The sequence below is a fragment of the Streptomyces gossypii genome (genome assembly GCF_025165795.1).
Taxonomy (GTDB): Bacteria; Actinomycetota; Actinomycetes; order Streptomycetales; family Streptomycetaceae; genus Streptomyces; species Streptomyces gossypii.
This window is the reverse complement of record NZ_JAJAGO010000015.1, coordinates 105,059-123,409: the sequence shown is the minus strand read 5'-3', so window position 1 is coordinate 123,409 and position 18,351 is coordinate 105,059. Positions and strand designations below refer to the sequence as shown.

Here is an 18,351-nt window from a genome sequence, read left to right as displayed (position 1 = left end):
ACCGTCGAGATGACCGACAGGATCGATATGGCTGACGCTGACACATCCGGGCTGGAGGAGGAGCTGTGGCTCCTTGATCGGATGCGAGTCCCCGAGGGCTTCAAGGCCGAGATCGTCGAGGGGGCCGTGGTCGTGTCGCCACAGCGGAAGACGCACTGGAAGATTATCGAGCTGGTCCTGCTCCAGCTGAAGGAGCGCTATGGCCGTCGTGCGAGCACGCTGTCGGACGTACTGCTGGCGCTGCCGGGCGAGGGCAACGGATTCGCCCCGGATCTGCTGAAGCTGTCGGCCACGGCCGAGGCCGAGGGTGTGGAGGACCGCTGGACCTACCGGGACGTCGAGTTCGTGCTGGAGGTGATCTCCCGCGAGACCGGGGACAACGACTACGGCCGGAAGCGGAAGGCGTACGCCCTCGCCGGGATTCCGGTCTATCTGATCGCCGATCCCTACACCGGGAAGTGCCATGCCTTCGGCCGCCCCGACGGCGAGGCGTACGACAGCGAGCTGACCGTGAAGTTCGGTGAGGATCTCGACCTGTCGCCGCTCGGGATGGAGCTGCGGTTGGAGACGGACGACTTCCCGCGCGACTGACCGCACCTGTTGACCGGGGACGGCCGCCTGGTCAGAATGCCCCGCATGGTGATCAGGGGGCGCGGCAGGCGAGGTCTGCCCGTACGGACGTACGGGCGCGGCCGGGGCGCGCTGGCGGCGTACGGTGCACTCGCCGCTGTCGACCTGCTGGGCACCGCACGGGCCCCGCGCGGGCCGCTCCGGGCCGCGAAACCGTTCCTGATGCCCGCGCTGGCCGTTTACGCGTCGCGTTACTCGACCTCCGCTTCCGGCCGCTGGACCCCGGCTCCGACCCTCCCCGACACGGCACAGGGGCGTGCCCGGGACGGAGACCGGCCGTTGGTTCCGGCGCCGCTGGCCGCCGGGCTGGCGTTCGCCACCGTGGGGGACACCGCGCTGCTCTTCGACGACCGGGAGCCCGCGTTCCTGCTGGGGATGGCCGCGTTCCTCGGCACCCAGCTCAGTTATACGGCGGGCCTGGCCCAACTCCACGGCTCCGGCATCCCCGGCAGCTCTGGCAGCTCCGGCAGCTCTGAGGAGGCGAGGGGATCGCGCCGCCGTGCCCGCCGTGCGGGCGTCGGCTGCCTCGCCGCCTGGGCCGCGGTCAACGCCGCCCTCGCCCCCGCCCTGGAGCGGCGGCTCCGCCTCCCGGTGGCGGGCTACAGCCTGGCCCTGGCCGCGATGGGCGCCACCGCGCTGGCCGTGGGCGGGACGGTGGCCGTGGGCGCCGGGGCGTTCCTCGCCTCCGACCTGCTCATCGGCGCGCAGGCGGCCGGGCACGAGTTTCCCTCACAGGAGGTCCTGATCATGGCGGGCTACCTGCTTGGCCAGTACCTCCTGGTCACCGGCTGGCTGGAGCGTACGGCGGGGGCCGGGGACGGGAACGGCACCGCCTGACCTGACGCGCGCGTCGCGGGCGGCCGCGCGCCGCTCACCTGCCCGTATACGGTCGGGGGCGTGCACGACGAAACCCCCACGCCCCCGCCCATGCCCCCCTTCTTCGACTGGGAATTCGCTGCCGACCCGTACCCGGCGTACGCCTGGCTGCGCGAGCACGCCCCCGTACGCCGGACGGAACTGCCCAGCGGGGTCGAGGCGTGGCTGGTCACCCGTTACGGGGATGCCCGGCAGGCGCTGGCCGACCAGCGGCTGAGCAAGAACCCCGGGCACCACAGTGAGCAGGCCGCGCACGGCAAGGGGAAGGTGGGCATCCCGGGGGAGCGCAGCGCGAACCTGATGACGCATCTGCTCAACATCGACCCGCCGGACCACACCCGGCTGCGGCGGCTGGTGTCGAAGGCGTTCACGCCCCGGCGGGTGGCGGCCTTCGAGCCCCGGGTGCGGGAGCTGACCGAGGGGCTGATCGACGGCATCCTCGCCGGCCGGCCCGGTGGCGCGGCGGACCTCATCCACGAACTCGCCTTCCCGCTGCCCCTCTACGCGATCTGCGATCTGCTCGGAGTGCCGCCCGGCGACCAGGACGACTTCCGCGACTGGGCGGGCATGATGATCCGGCACGACCGCGGCCCTCGCGGCGGTGTCGGGCGTGCGGTGAAGAAGATGCGGGCGTACCTGGCCGAGCTGATTCACCGTAAGCGCCAGGACCCCGGCGACGACCTCATCTCGGGACTGATCCGCGCCTCTGACCACGGCGAGCACCTCACCGAGAACGAGGCCGCCGCCATGGCGTTCATCCTCCTCTTCGCGGGCTTCGAGACCACGGTGAATCTGATCGGCAACGGCACCTACGCGCTGCTGCGCCACCCGGAGCAGCGGGAACGCTGGCAGGACGCGGTGGCATGCGGCGACGAGGCGCGGCAGAACACGGCGATCGAGGAGATGCTGCGCTACGACGGGCCGGTGGAGATGGCGACCTGGCGATTCGCGACGGAGCCACTGGAGTTGGGCGGTCAGAGGATCGGGACGGGGGAACCGGTGCTGGTGGTGCTGGCGGCGGCCAACCGCGACCCGGCCAAGTTCGACGCGCCGGACCTCCTCGACCTGGGCCGGAGCGACAACCAGCATCTGGGGTTCGGACACGGGGTCCACTACTGTCTGGGCGCCCCGTTGGCCCGACTTGAGGGCAGGATTGCGATCGGCTCGGTCTTCCAGCGGCTGCCCGGTCTTCAACTCGCTGCCGAGCCGGAAGAATTGCGCTGGCGCGGTGGCCTGATCATGCGTGGTTTGCGTACTTTGCCCGTGACCTTTGCGTGATGCTCGCGACATTCGCTTGTGACTGCCGTGGCCCGACGTTACGTTCGATGCTCGACCGGTGCGTCTTCGACCGGTCGGACTTCAGTTGTCTTAAGAGAGGCTCCACATGCGCTCCGGGAACGGCCGTCACCGACGGCCCCGTCAAGCTCCCGCCTTCTTCGTCGCAGCGGGGGTGACGGGCGCAGGCATCGCCATGCCGCTGCTCGGAGCGGGCGCGGCACAAGCGGACGACGGCAGCACCTGGGACCGTGTCGCCCAGTGCGAGAGCGGCGGTCTGTGGAGCTCCAACTCCGGGAACGGCCAGTACGGCGGCCTCCAGTTGACCCAGGACGTCTGGGAGCAGTACGGCGGCCGGGACTTCGCGGAGCGGCCCGACCTGGCCAGCCGCAGTCAGCAGATAGCCGTCGCGGAGAAGATCCTCGCCGACAAGGGGCCGAGCGCCTGGCCGAGTTGCTCGGTGACCTCGGGGCTGGGCGAGGTGGTGGAGGAGCTGCCCGACGTCGACCCCGACGCCACCGGGGAGCCCGCTCCCGAGCCGACGTCCTCCGGCGAACCGGCTCCCGAGCCCAGCGACACGGACACTTCGCCGGATACCGACGGGCCTTCCGCGGAGCAGCCGTCGGAGCGCCCCTCCGAGCGGCCGTCCAGGGACGAGTCCGCGGGCCCGTCGGACAAGCCGTCCGAGAGCCCGTCGGAGACCGGCGGATCCGACTCCTCCGATGCGTCAGACGGGTCCGGCGAGTCCGACGGCTCCCAGCGGACGGACGGATCGGACAGGTCCCCGGACGGCGCCGACACGCCCGACACGCCCGAGGCGGAGGCCGGTACCGAGGGCGAGGGCACCGGCAAGCACCGCGGTGCGCCGGACGACCGGCAGCGGGACGGTTCGGACCGCGCCTCGCGCGGATCGCACGGCAAGGACGGAAAGAGCGGCAGGGACGGCAAGCCCGAGCCCGCGGGCGAGTACCGGGTGGAGAGCGGTGACTCGCTCTCCGCGATCGCCGCCGACCTCGGCCTGGACGGCGGCTGGACCTCCCTGTACGAGGGCAACCGCGACACGGTGGGCTCCGACCCGGACCTGATCCTCCCGGGGCAGAGCCTCACGCTGTGACATGACTCTCGATGCCCGCGCCGGAACGCGGGGAAGGCGCCACGGCGGGCGTTGACGACGGGTGAGCGGGCTGATCTCGCGGTCGCCCGTGCTCCCCGCCGGCATCTCAGGGGCAGGTCCTTCCGGGTAAACGCTCCGTTACGGATCGGTTCCGTAACGGAGCGTTTTCTTTACCGGCGGAACAAACGGATCGTCCGCCAGGCGGATAGGCTGCGGGTGCAGCAGTCCTATACACCGAAGGAGAACTTCGTGCCGTCCATCGACGTCGTCGTAGCCCGCGAGATCCTCGACTCGCGAGGCAACCCCACGGTCGAGGTCGAGGTCGGCCTCGACGACGGCAGCACCGGCCGTGCTGCCGTTCCGTCCGGCGCCTCGACCGGCGCTTTCGAGGCCCTCGAACTCCGCGATGGTGACGCCAACCGCTATGGCGGCAAGGGTGTCGAGAAGGCCGTACTCGCCGTCATCGAGCAGATCGGCCCGGAGCTCGTCGGTTACGACGCGACCGAGCAGCGCCTGATCGACCAGGCGATGTTCGACCTGGACGCCACGGCGGACAAGTCCTCGCTCGGTGCGAACGCCATCCTCGGCGTCTCCCTCGCCGTCGCGCACGCCGCCTCCGAGGCGTCAGACCTGCCGCTCTTCCGCTACCTCGGCGGGCCGAACGCGCACCAGCTGCCCGTCCCGATGATGAACATCCTGAACGGCGGCTCGCACGCCGACTCCAACGTGGACATCCAGGAGTTCATGATCGCGCCGATCGGCGCCGAGTCCTTCTCCGAGGCCGTCCGCTGGGGCGCCGAGGTCTACCACTCGCTCAAGGGCGTGCTCAAGGAGCGCGGCCTGGCCACCGGCCTGGGCGACGAGGGCGGCTTCGCCCCCGACCTGGGCTCCAACCGCGAGGCGCTCGACCTCATCCTGGAGGCCGTCAAGAAGGCGGGCTACACCCCCGGCCAGGACATCGCCCTGGCCCTGGACGTCGCGGCCTCCGAGTTCTACAAGGACGGCACCTACAGCTTCGAGGGCCAGAAGCGCTCGGCGGCCGAGATGACGGCGTACTACGAGGAGCTGGTCGCCGCCTACCCGCTGGTCTCCATCGAGGACCCGCTCTTCGAGGACGACTGGGAGGGCTGGGCCGGGCTCACCGCGAAGCTGGGCGACAAGGTGCAGCTCGTCGGCGACGACCTGTTCGTCACCAACCCCGAGCGGCTGGCCCGCGGCATCGAGGAGAAGTCCGCAAACGCCCTGCTGGTGAAGGTCAATCAGATCGGCTCGCTGACCGAGACGCTGGACGCCGTGGAGCTGGCCCAGCGCAGCGGCTTCAAGTGCATGATGTCCCACCGCTCCGGCGAGACCGAGGACGTCACCATCGCCGACCTTGCCGTCGCCACCAACTGCGGTCAGATCAAGGCCGGCGCCCCGGCCCGCTCGGAGCGCGTCGCGAAGTACAACCAGCTGCTGCGCATCGAGGAGATCCTGGACGACGCGGCGGTGTACGCGGGCCGTTCCGCGTTCCCCCGCTTCAAGGGCTGACACTCTGCACGGCCCGGGTCTGTCGTTGACGGCAGACCCCACGTCCCCGCCACCGTTCCCGTACGGTGGCGGGGACGTATGTACGTGACGCGCCGGAGCGCGCCTGAGCGCGCGGCACGCGCTCGCGAGGCGGAGGACACTCGCGAGGCGGAGGACAGGGGAGGAATGTGCCCGCGGACCGGTTCTCGACCGCGACCAGACTCAGAGCTCTCGGCTCCCAGACCGCCGAACGCGTCTACCGCGCGCAGAGCCGCCGCCGCGTACGCGCACCGCGCCGCAGCCGCCTCACCGGCAGAGCCGCACTGCTCGCGCTCGTCGTCTGCTCGATGGTGGTGGCGCTCGCCTATCCGATGCGCCAGTACATCTCGCAGCGCGCGGACATCGAGGACGAGCGCCGCCAGGTCCAGGAGACCGGCGAGCAGGTTCGCGATCTGCGCGAGCTGAAGGCACGCTGGCAGGACCAGGCGTTCGTCGAGCAGCAGGCCCGGCGCCACCTGCACTTCGTACGCCCCGGCGAGACGAGCTACATCCTGCCGGACGGCACCGCCGAGTCGGGGCTGCCGCAGGACCACGGCGGCACCGACCGGCCCTGGTACGAGAAGCTCTGGAGCGGCGTGGACGAGGCCGACTGACCGACTTCCCGGACCGCCCGCCGCTCCCGCCCGCCTGCACGCCCGTCCGCCCCGCCCCGCCCCACCACCTGGAAGCTCCCATGGAAAACCCGCCGCCGCCGACCGCGCCCGCGCCGCCCACCGAGGCCGACATCGCCGCCTTCCAGCAGCAGCTCGGCCGCCCGCCGCGCGGGCTGCGCGCCATCGCGCACCGCTGCCCCTGCGGACAGCCGGACGTCGTCGAGACCGCGCCCCGTCTGGAGGACGGCACGCCGTTCCCCACCACGTACTACCTGACCTGTCCGCGCGCCGCGTCCGCGATCGGCACGCTGGAGGCCGACGGCGTGATGAAGGAGATGACGGCCCGGCTCCAGGAGGACGAGGAGCTGGCCGCCGCCTACCGGGCCGCGCACGAGGACTATCTCGCGCGCCGGGACGCAATCGAGGTGCTGGTGGGCTTCCCCAGCGCGGGCGGCATGCCGGACCGGGTGAAGTGTCTGCATGTGCTGGTGGCGCACGCGCTGGTGGCCGGGCCGGGCGTCAATCCGCTCGGCGACGAGGCGCTGGCCCTGCTGCCCCCGTGGTGGCGCAAGGGGCCCTGCGTGACGCTGTCCGGCGACGACTGACAGCCGCCGCCCTCACCACCCCACCACCCCACCACCCGGCGCCGTTCCGCGCCGCTTGCCCCGCCCGCCCGTGCAAGGAGAACGCCATGACCCGTGTCGCCGCCGTCGACTGCGGCACCAACTCCATCCGGCTGCTGGTCGCCGATGTCGACCCGCGCACCGGGGAGCTCAGGGAGCTGGACCGTCGGATGAAGATCGTCCGTCTGGGACAGGGCGTCGACCGCACGGGCCGTCTCGCGCCCGAGGCGCTGGAGCGTACGTTCGAGGCCTGCCGCGACTACGCCGGTGTCATCCGAGAACTGGGCGCGGAGCGGGTGCGCTTCGTCGCCACGTCCGCTTCCCGCGACGCGGAGAACCGGGACGACTTCGTACGCGGCGTGCGCGATCTGCTCGGCGTCGAACCGGGGGTGATCACGGGCGACGAGGAGGCGGCGTATTCCTTCGCCGGGGCCACCCTGGAGCTGACCCGGGCCGCCGGTGCCACAGGGGCCGCAGGGGCGGGTACGGCGGGCGCGCCTGACGGGGGCCCGGCGCACGAGCCGCCCTATCTGGTCGTCGACATCGGCGGCGGCTCCTCCGAGTTCGTGCTCGGCACCGACGACGGACGGGTACGGGCGGCCCGTTCCGTCGACATCGGCTGTGTCCGGCTCACCGAGCGCCACCAGCTCGCCGATCCGGTGACCGGGAGTCAGGCCGCCGCCGTCCGGGGCGACATCGACGCCGCGCTGGATGAGGTCGCCGGGACGGTACCGCTCACGGAGGCGCGCACGCTGGTCGGTCTCGCCGGTACGGTCACCACGGTCGCCGGAATCGCGCTGGGGCTGGACGCGTACGACCGCGTCGCCACCCACCACTCGCGGCTGAGCGCAGGCCAGGTCGGCGAGATCACGGCGCGGCTGCTCGCCTCCACGCACGCGGAGCGCGCCGCGATTCCCGTGATGCACCCCGGCCGGGTCGATGTGATCACGGCGGGTGCGCTGATCCTGTCGGCCGTGCTGGAGCGCACCGGGGCCCCCGAGGTGATCGTCAGCGAGCACGACATCCTGGACGGGATCGCGGGTCGGCTGGCCGCCGGGCAGTGATCCATGACGCCGCCGCAGCGCTCCGGCACTGAGTGCCGGGCTGCCTGGCACCACGTGCCGGAAGTAAGTTTGTGAAGTCCTTCACAAGAAATAGTCCCCGGTCGGTCCCCGCAGAGGCATGTAAGGGCCGGATAAGAGCCCCTGATCGCCCCATTCGGTCTGCCGGGGCGCGGAACAGGCCAACGGCTCCACCCGCCGGCCGGGTGACTGGTCTACCCGGGCGGCGACCGAGAAGCGCAGCTCAAGGCCGGTGCTTCCGCCCGTCCGGAGGCGGTGGTCCGCCCCTCTGGAGGGATGCGGCGGCAAGGCGGCGGGCAGTGTAGCAGAAGACCCGCAGGTGCTTGTGAACACCCTCACGAGCACCCCCCTCCCAAGTGCTGGATACTCGATTCCATGAGCACCACGGAGCGTCCTCGAATCCTCGTAGTAGGTGGCGGGTACGTCGGCTTGTACGCGGCGCGCCGCATTCTGAAGAAGATGCGGTACGGCGAGGCGACGGTCACCGTCGTCGACCCGCGCTCGTACATGACGTACCAGCCCTTCCTCCCCGAAGCAGCGGCTGGTTCCATTTCCCCCCGCCACGTCGTGGTTCCGCTGCGGCGCGTGCTCCCCAAGGCGGAGGTCCTCACCGGCCGCGTCTCCACGATCGACCAGGACCGCCGGGCCGCCACCGTCGTACCGCTGGTCGGCGAGCCGTACGAGATTCCGTTCGACTATCTGGTCGTCGCGCTCGGAGCCGTCTCCCGCACCTTCCCCATCCCCGGCCTCGCCGAGACCGGCATCGGGATGAAGGGCGTCGAGGAGGCCATCGGCCTGCGCAACCACGTCCTGGAGCAGCTCGACAAGGCCGACTCCACGACGAACGAGGACATCCGCCGCCGGGCGCTGACCTTCGTCTTCGTCGGCGGCGGCTTCGCCGGGGCGGAGACGATCGGCGAGATCGAGGACATGGCGCGCGACGCCGCCAAGTACTACCCGAACGTCAAGCGCGAGGACATGCGCTTCGTGCTCGTCGACGCCGCCGACAAGATCCTTCCGGAGGTCGGCCCCAAGCTCGGCGAGTGGGGGCTCGAACACCTCCAGAAGCGCGGCGTCGAGGTCTACCTGAAGACCTCGATGGACTCCTGCGTCAGCGGCCACGTGGTGCTCAAGAACGGGCTGGAGGTGGACTCCAACACCGTCGTGTGGACCGCGGGCGTCAAGCCCAACCCCGCGCTGGCCCGCTTCGGTCTGCCGCTCGGCCCCCGCGGCCATGTCGACACCACCTCGACGCTCCAGGTAAAGGGTGTCGGCCACGTCTGGGCCGCGGGCGACAACGCCCAGATCCCGGACCTCGCCGCGGGCGAGGGCAAGTGGTGCCCGCCGAACGCCCAGCACGCCCTGCGCCAGGCCAAGACCCTCGGCGACAACGTCATCTCCGGCATGCGCGGCTTCCCGCAGAGCGACTACAAGCACGCGAACAAGGGCGCGGTCGCCGGGCTGGGGCTGCACAAGGGCGTCGCGATGATCGTCATGGGCAAGATGACGATCAAGCTCAAGGGGCGGCTCGCCTGGTACATGCACCGTGGCTACCACGGCATGGCCGTACCGACCTGGAACCGCAAGATCCGGGTCTTCGCCGACTGGACGCTCGGCATGTTCCTCAAGCGCGAGGTCGTCTCGCTCGGCGCGATGGAGAAGCCGCGCGAGGAGTTCGCGGAGGCCGCCGGACCCGTCATGGCCGCCGCCACCGCCGAGGGGCGGCGGGCGGAGAAGGCCCAGCAGGCCGGGGAAGCCCAGCGGGCAGAGAAGGCAAGGGCAAGCTGACCCTCCGCTGCACCTCGTACACCGATACGCCGAAGGGGCGTGAGCCATCCGTGGTGCTCACGCCCCTTCGGCGTGTCCGCACGGCCGCTGCTGACGACCTCCCCCGCACCTCCTCGCCGTACGGGCGAACCCGCCACCGGGCTGACGCGCCCTCATCACACGGGCACACCCCGGCCGAAGGCTCGCGGCCGCATCCGCCGGCACGGGGCGAGCAGTGGGAAGCCTCGGGCTTGCTACGGCGTTGCACTGGGCACAGCCGCGCAGTAGGGCTGTATACGTGCTGACAAGCCCGCTCATGACGGAGGTGTGCCATGGCCGACGCCGCGCCGCGGCTCCATGCCCTTGCGGAAAAGGTACTCAATACGCCCGTCCCGGTACGCATCCGGGCCTGGGACCGCAGCGAGGCAGGGCCACCGGGCGCACCGACCCTCGTCATCCGCCACCGGCGGGCGCTGCGCCGCATTCTCTGGCGGCCGGGCGAGCTGGGCCTGGCACGGGCCTGGGTGGCCGGTGAGATCGACATCGAAGGCGATCTGTTCGAAGCGCTCGACGGAATCTCCCAGCTCCTCTGGGAGCGCGACCGGGAAGCCGACGGCGCAGGCGCAGGCGCGGGCGGCGGAGAAGGCGGCGAGAAGGGCAGCGGCCCCGAGCCCTCCCGCGGTCTCCCGGCGCTCGCACGCGACCCGGCCGTACGTGCCGCCGCCCGCGAACTGGTGCGGCTTGCGGGCCCCTGGCCGCCGCCCCCGCCCCCGCCCGAAGAGGTGCGCAACCGCACCGGACTGCGCCACACCCTGCACCGCGACCGGCGGGCGATCAGCCACCACTACGACGTGGGCAACGAGTTCTACGAACTGGTGCTCGGCCCGTCCATGGTCTACTCCTGCGGCTACTGGGACGAGCCCGGCACCCGCGGCGCCGGCGGCACGCTCGATGAAGCGCTCGACGAGGCGCAGCACGCCAAACTCGACCTGATCTGCCGCAAGCTGGCGCTGCGCCCGGACCAGCGGCTGCTGGACGTGGGCTGCGGCTGGGGCTCGATGGTGCTGCACGCGGCGCGCGAGTACGGCGTGCAGGCGGTGGGTGTCACGCTCTCCCAGGAGCAGGCGTCGTACGCCCGCAAGCGGATCGCCGACGCCGGGCTCACCGACCGGATCGAGGTGCGCGTCCAGGACTACCGCGAGGTCGCGGACGGGCCGTACGACGCGATCTCCTCGATCGGCATGGCCGAGCATGTGGGGTCGGCGCGGTACCGCGAGTACGCCGAGGTGCTCCACGGGCTGCTGAAGCCCGGCGGGCGGCTGCTCAACCACCAGATCGCGCGCCGCCCCGCACAGGACGAGGAGGCGTACGAGATCGATGACTTCATCGACGCCTACGTCTTCCCGGACGGCGAACTCGCGCCCGTCGGCCGGACGATCGGCCTGCTGGAGGAGGCGGGCTTCGAAGTCCGCGATCTGGAGTCGCTCCGCGAGCACTACGCGTGGACGCTGCGCTCCTGGGTCGCCCGGCTGGAGACGCACTGGTCAGAGGCGAATCGATTCACCTCGCCCGGCCGCGCCCGGGTGTGGCGGCTCTACATGGCGGCCTCGGCGCTCGCCTTCGAACACAACCGGATCGGCGTGAACCAGGTACTGGCGGTCCGCACCCCCGCAAACGGCAGGTCGGGGCTCCCCCTCCACACCCGCGACTGGCAAGCCGCCTGACCGCCGTGCCGGGGCGGTGAGCGGGGCCTGTCCAGGCGGGGGTCGGCCCGCCTGGACATGCTCCCGTCCGGCGCCGCCCCACCCGACCGGCGCGCCGCCGCCTCCGCCTCCGCGTGCGCCCGGCTCGCGCCGGGACGGACAGCCCCCGGTGGCCAAGCCGGTGACTGCGACCCGGCGGGGCCCGTCCGGGCGGGTGACGGCGATGGCAGGCGTCGGCCGTGCCGCCAGGGGCGGGGCGGCCGGGCCCGGGACGGGCCAGGGCCCGGCACCCCCTCCGCGGGTGCCGGGCCCTGGTGCGTGTGGCTGCGCGACCACGGTGGGCCGGGCAGTACACGGTTTTACTCGGTTTTGATCGCGGCCAGCATGTTCATCTTTGCCGCCCGCCGGGCGGGCCACAGTGCGGCGAGCACGCCGACCGCCGCGGCGAGTGCCAGGAACAGGGCCATCCGGCCCCACGGCAGCACCAGCGAGTAGGCGTCCAGGCCCGCGGAGGCGATCAGTTCACCGACGGACCAGCCGAGGAACACACCGAGCCCGATACCGAGCACGCCTCCGAAGAGTGAGATCACCAGCGATTCGAGCCGGACCATCCGCTTGATGCCGCGCCGGTCCAGGCCGATGGCCCGCAGCATCCCGATCTCCTGGCCGCGTTCGAAGACCGACATGGCCAGGGTGTTGACGACCCCGAGGACGGCAACGATCACGGCCATCGCCAGCAGCCCGTACAGGATGTTCAGCATGAGGCTGATCACCTGGGCGATGGACTCGGAGAGGTCCTCCTTGTCCTGGACGAGGACGGCCGGGTTGTTCCCGAGGCCCTTCTCCAGCGACTCCTTCACGGATTCGCTGGCGCCGTCCTTGGTCTTCACCATGACCTGCATGTCCTCGATCTTGGACAGGTGCGGGGTCAGAGTCCTGTTGTCCACCATGGCACCGCTCATCAGCGCGTTGCCCTTGTAGATGCCGCCGACGGACAGGGTGCCCTTCGCGCCGTCCTGGTACGTCACCGCGACGTCCGAGCCGACCTTCCAGCCGTTGTCCTCGGCGGTGTCGTCGTCGACGACGATCTTCTTGCCGCCACCGAGGCCGTCCCAGGAGCCCGCGGTGAAGTCGAGCTGGGTCAGCCCGCTCACGGTGTCGCCGTTCACCCCCATCAGCGTCTCGTTCTCACCGTCGAGGCGGGTGGAGGCGAAGCGGTACGCGGTGCTGGACGTGACCTGGTCCATGGACCGCAGCTTCTCCTCCACATCGGGGGAGAGCGGCTCGAAGTTGGCCATCGAGATCGTGTAGTCGGCCTTGATCGCGTCGCTTGCCATCTTGTCGATGGCGTTCTGCACACCACTGGCGATCACGGTGAGGCCGGTGATGAGGGTGAGCCCGATCATCAGCGCGGAGGCGGTGGCTGCCGTACGGCGCGGGTTGCGCACCGCGTTCTGGCGGGCCAGCTTGCCGCTCACGTTGAACAGCCGCAGCACCGGGGCGGACGCCGCGATCAGCGGGCGGGACAGCAGCGGCGTCAGGACGAAGACGCCGATCAGCAGCAGGCCCGCGCCCAGGCCCATCAGGGCGTTGTCCCCGCTGGCGGACGCGGCGATCACGAGCGCCGCGCCGCCGCCCGCGAGGACGGCACCGATGGAGTTCCGTACGATCAGCGAGCGGGTGGTGGCGGGGGCGTGCATGCTGCCCATGGCCGCCACCGGCGGGATCTTCGCCGCGCGCCGGGCGGGCAGCCAGGCGGCGAGCACCGTCACCACGACGCCCACCACGAGGGCCGTCACGATGGTCGTCGGCGAGATGATCAGCGGTCCGTCCGGCATCTCGCCCAACGAACCGACGAGCGAGCGCAGTCCGACCGCGATCCCGATGCCGGCTGCCAGGCCCGCGACGGCGGCGATGACGCCGACGGCGGTGGCCTCGATCAGTACCGAACGGGTCACCTGGCGGCGGCTGGCTCCGACCGCCCGCAGCAGCGCCAGTTCCTTGGTGCGCTGGGCCACCAGCATGGTGAAGGTGTTGGCGATGATGAAGATGCCGACGAAGAGCGCGATACCGGCGAAGGCCAGCATGGCGGTCTGCATGCCGGACATCTGGCTTTCGATCTCCTTCGACTGGTCATCGGCGAGCTTCTGCCCGGTGACCGCCTTGGATTCGGGCGGCAGGATCTTCTCGGCCGCCGTCTCCAGCTGCTGCTGCGTGGTGCCCGCGGCGGCCCGCAGCTGGATCTCGGTGTACTGGCCGGGCTCGGCGAACAGCTTCTGCGCGGTGTCGTTGTCGAAGAGGACGAGGGAGCCGCCCGCGGCGACGTTCCCGTCGTCCGTGGTGAAGACGCCGACGACCTTCTCCTGGTGCACCGGGCCGCTGAGCGAGGTGGCGACGGTGTCACCGACCTCGTAGCCGGTGCGGTCCGCGGTCTTGTGGTCGATGGCGATCTCGCCCGCGTTCGCCGGGGCCCGGCCTTCCTTCATCGGGTAGCGGTGGTCGCTACCCTTGCCGTCGGGGCCCGCGTAGTAGTTCGCGCCGAGGGTGCCCCAGCCGTCGCCGACGAGGTCGCCGTCCTTGTCGGACAGCCCGGCGAAGCCGGAGACGACGCCGGTCGCCGACTTGGCGCCGGGCAGCGCCGCCGCCTCGTCGAGGGTCTTCTGGGTGAGGTTGGGGGCCGGGCCGAGGTTCTTCTTGTCGTCCTTGTCCGGGTCGTCGGGCTGGATCGCCACGTCGACGTGGCTGAATCCCTTCTCGGAACTCTTCTGGAAGGCGTCCTGGATTGTCGAGGTGAAGACCAGGGTGCCGGCGACGAAGGCCACGCCGAGCATGACGGCGAGCACGGTCATCAGCAGCCGGGCCTTGTGCGCCAGCACATTGCGCAAGGCGGTACGGAACATGGGGCAGTCCTGAGGAAGTGGTCCGCGCCCTCGTGGGCAGCGCGCACCGCCGCGCGGGGGCGGTGGACGCTGCGCAATGCGGGACGCGGGGCGCGGAGTCGGAAGCGGATGGCGGACGACGGGGGTCAAGTGCCGTCGGCCGCCCGGGGCCTGGGGGCCGGGGCTTGAAGCCTTGGGGCCTGGAGCCTTGGGGGCCTGGGGCCTGGTACTGCGAGCGGGGAGTTGCCGCTGCTCAGCTGGTGCGGCCTCGGGCGTCGAAGTCCTTCATGCGGTCGAGCACCGACTCCGCGGTGGGGTCGGCCATGTCGTCGACGATGCGGCCGTCCGCCAGGAAGACCACCCGGTCCGCGTAGGCGGCGGCGACCGGATCGTGAGTGACCATCACGACGGTCTGACCCAGTTCCCGTACGGAGTTGCGCAGGAAGCCGAGGACTTCGGCGCCTGCGCGGGAGTCGAGGTTTCCGGTCGGCTCGTCGCCGAATATGATCTCGGGCCGGGATGCGAGGGCGCGGGCGACCGCGACGCGCTGCTGCTGGCCGCCGGAGAGCTCGTTGGGGCGGTGCTTGAGCCGGCCGGAGAGCCCGACCGTCTCGATCACCCGGTCCAGCCACTCCTTGTCCGGCTTGGTGCCCGCGATGTCCATCGGCAGGGTGATGTTCTCCAGCCCGTTGAGGGTGGGAAGCAGGTTGAACGCCTGGAAGATGAAGCCGATGCGGTCCCGCCGAAGCTGGGTCAGCTTCTTGTCCTTCAGCGAGGTCAGTTCGGTGTCGCCGATCCGGGCGCTGCCGGAGGAGATCGAGTCGAGGCCCGCCATGCAGTGCATCAGCGTGGACTTGCCGGAGCCGGACGGCCCCATGATCGCGGTGAACTCCGCCTGCCGGAAATCGACGGAGACACTGTCCAGGGCGACCACCTTGGTCTCGCCCTGTCCGTAGACCTTTGAAAGGTCAGTGGCGCGTGCGGCGGCGGCACCGGAAGGCACTGCCGCGTAGGAGGCGCCGGCTGCGGCCTGGGTGGTGGTCACGAGAACGTGCTCCTGTCGTGGCGTGTGGGGTGTCCGTGAAGCGGACGGCGGAACATCCTTATCCTCCCCTCATTTTGACGTCCGCGGATCAACCGGTGAACCGGTTTCCGGGGGAGCCCTAGGAGGTATGCCGAGAGCAGTTCGTCCTACCTGGGGATGACACAACCCTGATGCGGGGGAGGAGAGCTGTGGTCGGGCGGCGACTTTCCGTCATTTCTGGTGACCTGCGCGGACCTGCGGGGGAGGGCTCCGAAGAGGGGAGTGTGCGGCTGATAGGTCGTCAGTTGTCAATAAAATAAGACAACATCGGGCTCTCGAGCCGGTGTTCGGGTGGAGACCTGGATAGGCTCATCCCACGTCTTGGGGGGCTTAGGCGGTCCTCTTCGGCGTGCAGGCGTCTGCCTGGAGCCAGTGCCCGGATGGTGGAATGCAGACACGACGAGCTTAAACCTCGTTGGCCCTTCGGGCCGTGCCGGTTCAAGTCCGGCTCCGGGCACCTCCGCGCCTACATGCGCTCACCTGCGGTGATGCAGCGAAATCTATGCGCTACGTTGCCCTCGCGGGAGCACCGTGGGAGCGCACGGAACTACTCTGCGTGGCTGTCGGGCGGGCACGCGTGTGAGAAAACAAGACCGCAGAGCCGGTCGGTCCCGTCCCGGCGCACGGTGCGGGTGACCTCCGGCGTAGGGCAGGGCCTCGTCGATCCACCACCACAGTTGACTGCACCGCGCTCTCGTCTTCCGTGTAACGCCGGTTTCGGGGAAACCCCGTACACCTGGGGCAGATGGTGAGAGGGTTGTGGAGGTGGTCTGTGGGGCGTGCTCATCGCGGCAGTGAGCGTGATCCCTTTCACCGGATCGCGTGTTGCCGTGGTGCTGATGGTCGGATCGACGTCGTACGCGTCGGTCGGAGTCGGGGGTCTGATGCGAGTTCTGTTGTTGACGTTTTTCCATGGCCTTGGTCATGTGGTGCGTACCGCGCGGGTGGGCTCGGCGTTGGTCGCTGCCGGTGCCGAGGTGCTGGTCGGCACGGCCGAGCCGGCGCGGCACATCATGACCGCCCAGGGCCTGGATTCGTTCCCCCTCACGGAACTGCCGCCGTTCCCGCCCAGAGAGCCTGGTGAGGAGCCCCCGCCCGCCCCGGCGAGAATCCGGTTGGCCGAGCCGGATTACCTCACCGTCTGCCTCGCCGAGGAGCGGGCGGCGATCAGGGAGTTCCGTCCGGACATGGTGGTCAGCGACTTCCGCGTGACGGGCGCGGTCTCCGCCGCCCTGGAGGGTGTCCCGGCCGCCTGGATCGTCAACTCCGGCTTCTTCACCCACCCCTTTCCCCAAGTGATGAGCGACGTGGTGCCGCAGCTGAGGCAGCTGGGCGTGCCCGAGGACATCGCGTGCCGCATCCTGGGGGACGTCCTCTACATTCCGGACTGGTCGCGCTACGACCCGCTGTCCGGCATCACCTCCCAGGAGTCAGCGGCTGCCCTGCGCTCCCTGGCCGAGATCCGGCATGTCGGCCCCGTACTGAAGGAAGCCCCGGACCAGTCGCCGTCGCGGGCCGAGGCGCGCAAGCGGCTTGGTGTCGACGCGGACGGCCCCCTGGTGTACGTCAGTCTCGGCGGCACGGCCCAGGGCTTCGGCCCGCTCACCACGATCGCCTCCCTGCTCGGTGAAGTCCCCGCCCGCACCGTGCTGGTGACCGGCCCCAACATCCCTCCCGAACGCCTCCCCGGCCACACCGCCGACCAGATCATGGCGTACACGGAGGACAGCATGCTCTGGACGAGGGCCGCCGACCTCGTCGTCACACACGGGGGGCACACCTCCACGATGGAGGCCCTCTGCCTGGGCACACCCCTTCTGGCGCTTCCCGGCCACGCGGAGCAGGAGTGGAACGCCTCTCGCGCGGTCTCCCTCGGCACCGGCGAGGTCCTGCCAGCCGATGACGTCGAGGCGGAGTTCGTCCCCACCGTCACCCGTCTCCTCGGTGACAGGGGCCTGGCCCACCGGGCTCGCACGGTGGGCGAGGTGCTGGCCTACCGCGACGGGGCCGCCGAACTCGCCTCCCACGTCATGGCTTTCGCCTCGCTCGCGGCACTGGAGCGGAAGCGGGATGACTGAGTCCCCGTCGGCGCCCGAGCTGTCGGTCGTCGTCATCACCCGGGACGACGAGACCTCCTTGCGCAGGCTTGTCGCCTCCCTGGGTGCAGCCGGCCAGGTCACGGACGCGTCCTACGAGATCATCGTCGTGGACGACGGTTCTACGCCTTCGGTGCGTGCCGACCTGGCCGAACTGACCGGCGGCGTCCCGCTCCTGCTACTACGCAGGGGCGGCGCGGGTAACCGCTCGGCAGCCCGGGCGGAGGGCGCGGAAAGGGCGCGCGGTCGCGTTCTCGCCTTCGTCGATTCGGACCAGGAGGCCCCCGCACACTGGGTCGCCGAACACCTGCGCTGGCAGCGCGCCTTTCCCTCTGCCGTGGTCGCCGGTCATCGGCGGCACCGTGACGAACCGGGTTCGTCCCACTGGCGGCCCGAAGTGCGGACCCGCGTCACGGCGGAGTTCTCCCAGAACTACGCGCGTATCGCGGGCGCCTGGTATCTGCCTTTCGGCTGCAACCTGTCCGTGCCGACCGCGCTCTACCACGAACTCGGCGGCCACAGCGACATCTTCGTCGGCTGGGGCTACGAGGACCATGACTTCGGCTACCGGGCCTGGGCCGCCGGCACCCGCACCGTGCACAACCCCTTCGCCTGGACCTGGGACCAGCACCACGTGGTGCGCACCGACGGCGACCGGGTCGCTGAGTGGGAAGCCAACCGAGCCCGCTTCCTGGCCGCCCACCCCGATCCTCACGCCCAGGCCGTGCGGCTCATCGACAACTACCCATCCGGTGAGGGCTCCTCACCCGGGCAGATGTGGATGGACTCCTTCCGCCAGTTCGACGCCGCGCTCCGCCTTCTCGACGACATCCCGGACCCGGCACCGCCCACACGCACCCTGACGGTCCTCTCACCCGTCGACGCGGCCCACGCCCGCACGCTGCTGTACGAGGACGTGCCGCTGCGCATCGTCGACGGCCTGCCCGGCTCGGACCTCGACCTGGAGGTCCAGCGCGAAGACCTCACCCACATCGAATACCACGCGCTACTGAGCTGAAGGAACCGGCCAGCTCACACACCCCACTGGTCTTCACCGCAC

General features: G+C 70.7%; 14 protein-coding genes and 1 tRNA gene. 13 read left to right on the top strand and 2 right to left on the bottom strand.

Translation table 11 applies throughout. The features are described from left to right. Positions 1-27: 27 nt before the first annotated feature. The 10 genes from LHJ74_RS28030 (at position 28) to LHJ74_RS27985 (ending at position 11,253) form a co-directional block, all read left to right on the top strand. Complete coding sequence (locus LHJ74_RS28030) at positions 28-591, top strand: Uma2 family endonuclease (protein ID WP_260220316.1); 564 nt, start codon at positions 28-30, stop codon at positions 589-591. Between the two features lie 45 nt (positions 592-636). Then, positions 637-1,467, top strand: a complete 831-nt coding sequence (locus LHJ74_RS28025) for a lysoplasmalogenase family protein (RefSeq protein WP_260220315.1) — start codon at positions 637-639, stop codon at positions 1,465-1,467. Between the two features lie 90 nt (positions 1,468-1,557). Further along, positions 1,558-2,784 carry a cytochrome P450 family protein gene (locus LHJ74_RS28020; protein WP_260220549.1) on the top strand — a complete coding sequence of 409 codons (1,227 nt, stop codon included), beginning with the start codon at positions 1,558-1,560 and terminating at the stop codon, positions 2,782-2,784. A gap of 106 nt (positions 2,785-2,890) precedes the next feature. Next, positions 2,891-3,895, top strand: a complete 1,005-nt coding sequence (locus tag LHJ74_RS28015) for a transglycosylase family protein (protein ID WP_260220314.1) — start codon at positions 2,891-2,893, stop codon at positions 3,893-3,895. 249 nt (positions 3,896-4,144) lie between these two features. Continuing rightward, positions 4,145-5,425, top strand: a complete 1,281-nt coding sequence (eno, locus tag LHJ74_RS28010; protein WP_260220313.1) for a phosphopyruvate hydratase — start codon at positions 4,145-4,147, stop codon at positions 5,423-5,425. 167 nt (positions 5,426-5,592) lie between these two features. Further along, a complete protein-coding gene (locus tag LHJ74_RS28005) occupies positions 5,593-6,057 on the top strand; it encodes an FtsB family cell division protein (RefSeq protein ID WP_260220312.1) in 465 nt (154 codons plus the stop codon). An 80-nt stretch (positions 6,058-6,137) separates the two neighbouring features. After that, positions 6,138-6,662 carry a DUF501 domain-containing protein gene (locus LHJ74_RS28000; RefSeq protein WP_260220309.1) on the top strand — a complete coding sequence of 175 codons (525 nt, stop codon included), beginning with the start codon at positions 6,138-6,140 and terminating at the stop codon, positions 6,660-6,662. A gap of 86 nt (positions 6,663-6,748) precedes the next feature. Next, positions 6,749-7,744: a Ppx/GppA phosphatase family protein gene (locus LHJ74_RS27995; RefSeq protein WP_260220308.1), complete on the top strand. Its 996-nt coding sequence runs from the start codon at positions 6,749-6,751 to the stop codon at positions 7,742-7,744. Positions 7,745-8,137: 393 nt separating this feature from the next. Continuing rightward, the gene (locus tag LHJ74_RS27990) at positions 8,138-9,550 is read left to right on the top strand and encodes an NAD(P)/FAD-dependent oxidoreductase (protein ID WP_260220307.1); all 1,413 of its coding nucleotides are present in this window, start codon (positions 8,138-8,140) and stop codon (positions 9,548-9,550) included. Between the two features lie 311 nt (positions 9,551-9,861). Further along, positions 9,862-11,253 carry a class I SAM-dependent methyltransferase gene (locus tag LHJ74_RS27985; protein WP_260220306.1) on the top strand — a complete coding sequence of 464 codons (1,392 nt, stop codon included), beginning with the start codon at positions 9,862-9,864 and terminating at the stop codon, positions 11,251-11,253. A 338-nt stretch (positions 11,254-11,591) separates the two neighbouring features. On the opposite strand, the gene LHJ74_RS27980 is transcribed toward LHJ74_RS27985, so the two are convergent. Both LHJ74_RS27980 and LHJ74_RS27975 read right to left on the bottom strand, forming a co-directional pair. Next, positions 11,592-14,132: an ABC transporter permease gene (locus LHJ74_RS27980; RefSeq protein ID WP_260220305.1), complete on the bottom strand. Its 2,541-nt coding sequence runs from the start codon at positions 14,130-14,132 to the stop codon at positions 11,592-11,594. Positions 14,133-14,364: 232 nt separating this feature from the next. Continuing rightward, a complete protein-coding gene (locus tag LHJ74_RS27975; RefSeq protein WP_260220304.1) occupies positions 14,365-15,156 on the bottom strand; it encodes an ABC transporter ATP-binding protein in 792 nt (263 codons plus the stop codon). A gap of 413 nt (positions 15,157-15,569) precedes the next feature. Here LHJ74_RS27975 and LHJ74_RS27970 point away from each other — a divergent pair. The 3 genes from LHJ74_RS27970 to LHJ74_RS27960 all read left to right on the top strand — a co-directional run bounded on the left by LHJ74_RS27970 (position 15,570) and on the right by LHJ74_RS27960 (position 18,309). Next, a tRNA-Leu gene (locus tag LHJ74_RS27970) sits at positions 15,570-15,652 on the top strand. A 469-nt stretch (positions 15,653-16,121) separates the two neighbouring features. After that, the gene (locus LHJ74_RS27965) at positions 16,122-17,273 is read left to right on the top strand and encodes a glycosyltransferase (RefSeq protein ID WP_260220303.1); all 1,152 of its coding nucleotides are present in this window, start codon (positions 16,122-16,124) and stop codon (positions 17,271-17,273) included. Further along, positions 17,266-18,309 carry a glycosyltransferase family 2 protein gene (locus LHJ74_RS27960; RefSeq protein WP_260220302.1) on the top strand — a complete coding sequence of 348 codons (1,044 nt, stop codon included), beginning with the start codon at positions 17,266-17,268 and terminating at the stop codon, positions 18,307-18,309. The genes LHJ74_RS27965 and LHJ74_RS27960 overlap by 8 nt, the downstream gene beginning before the upstream one ends. The last annotated feature ends 42 nt before the right edge of the window (positions 18,310-18,351 follow it).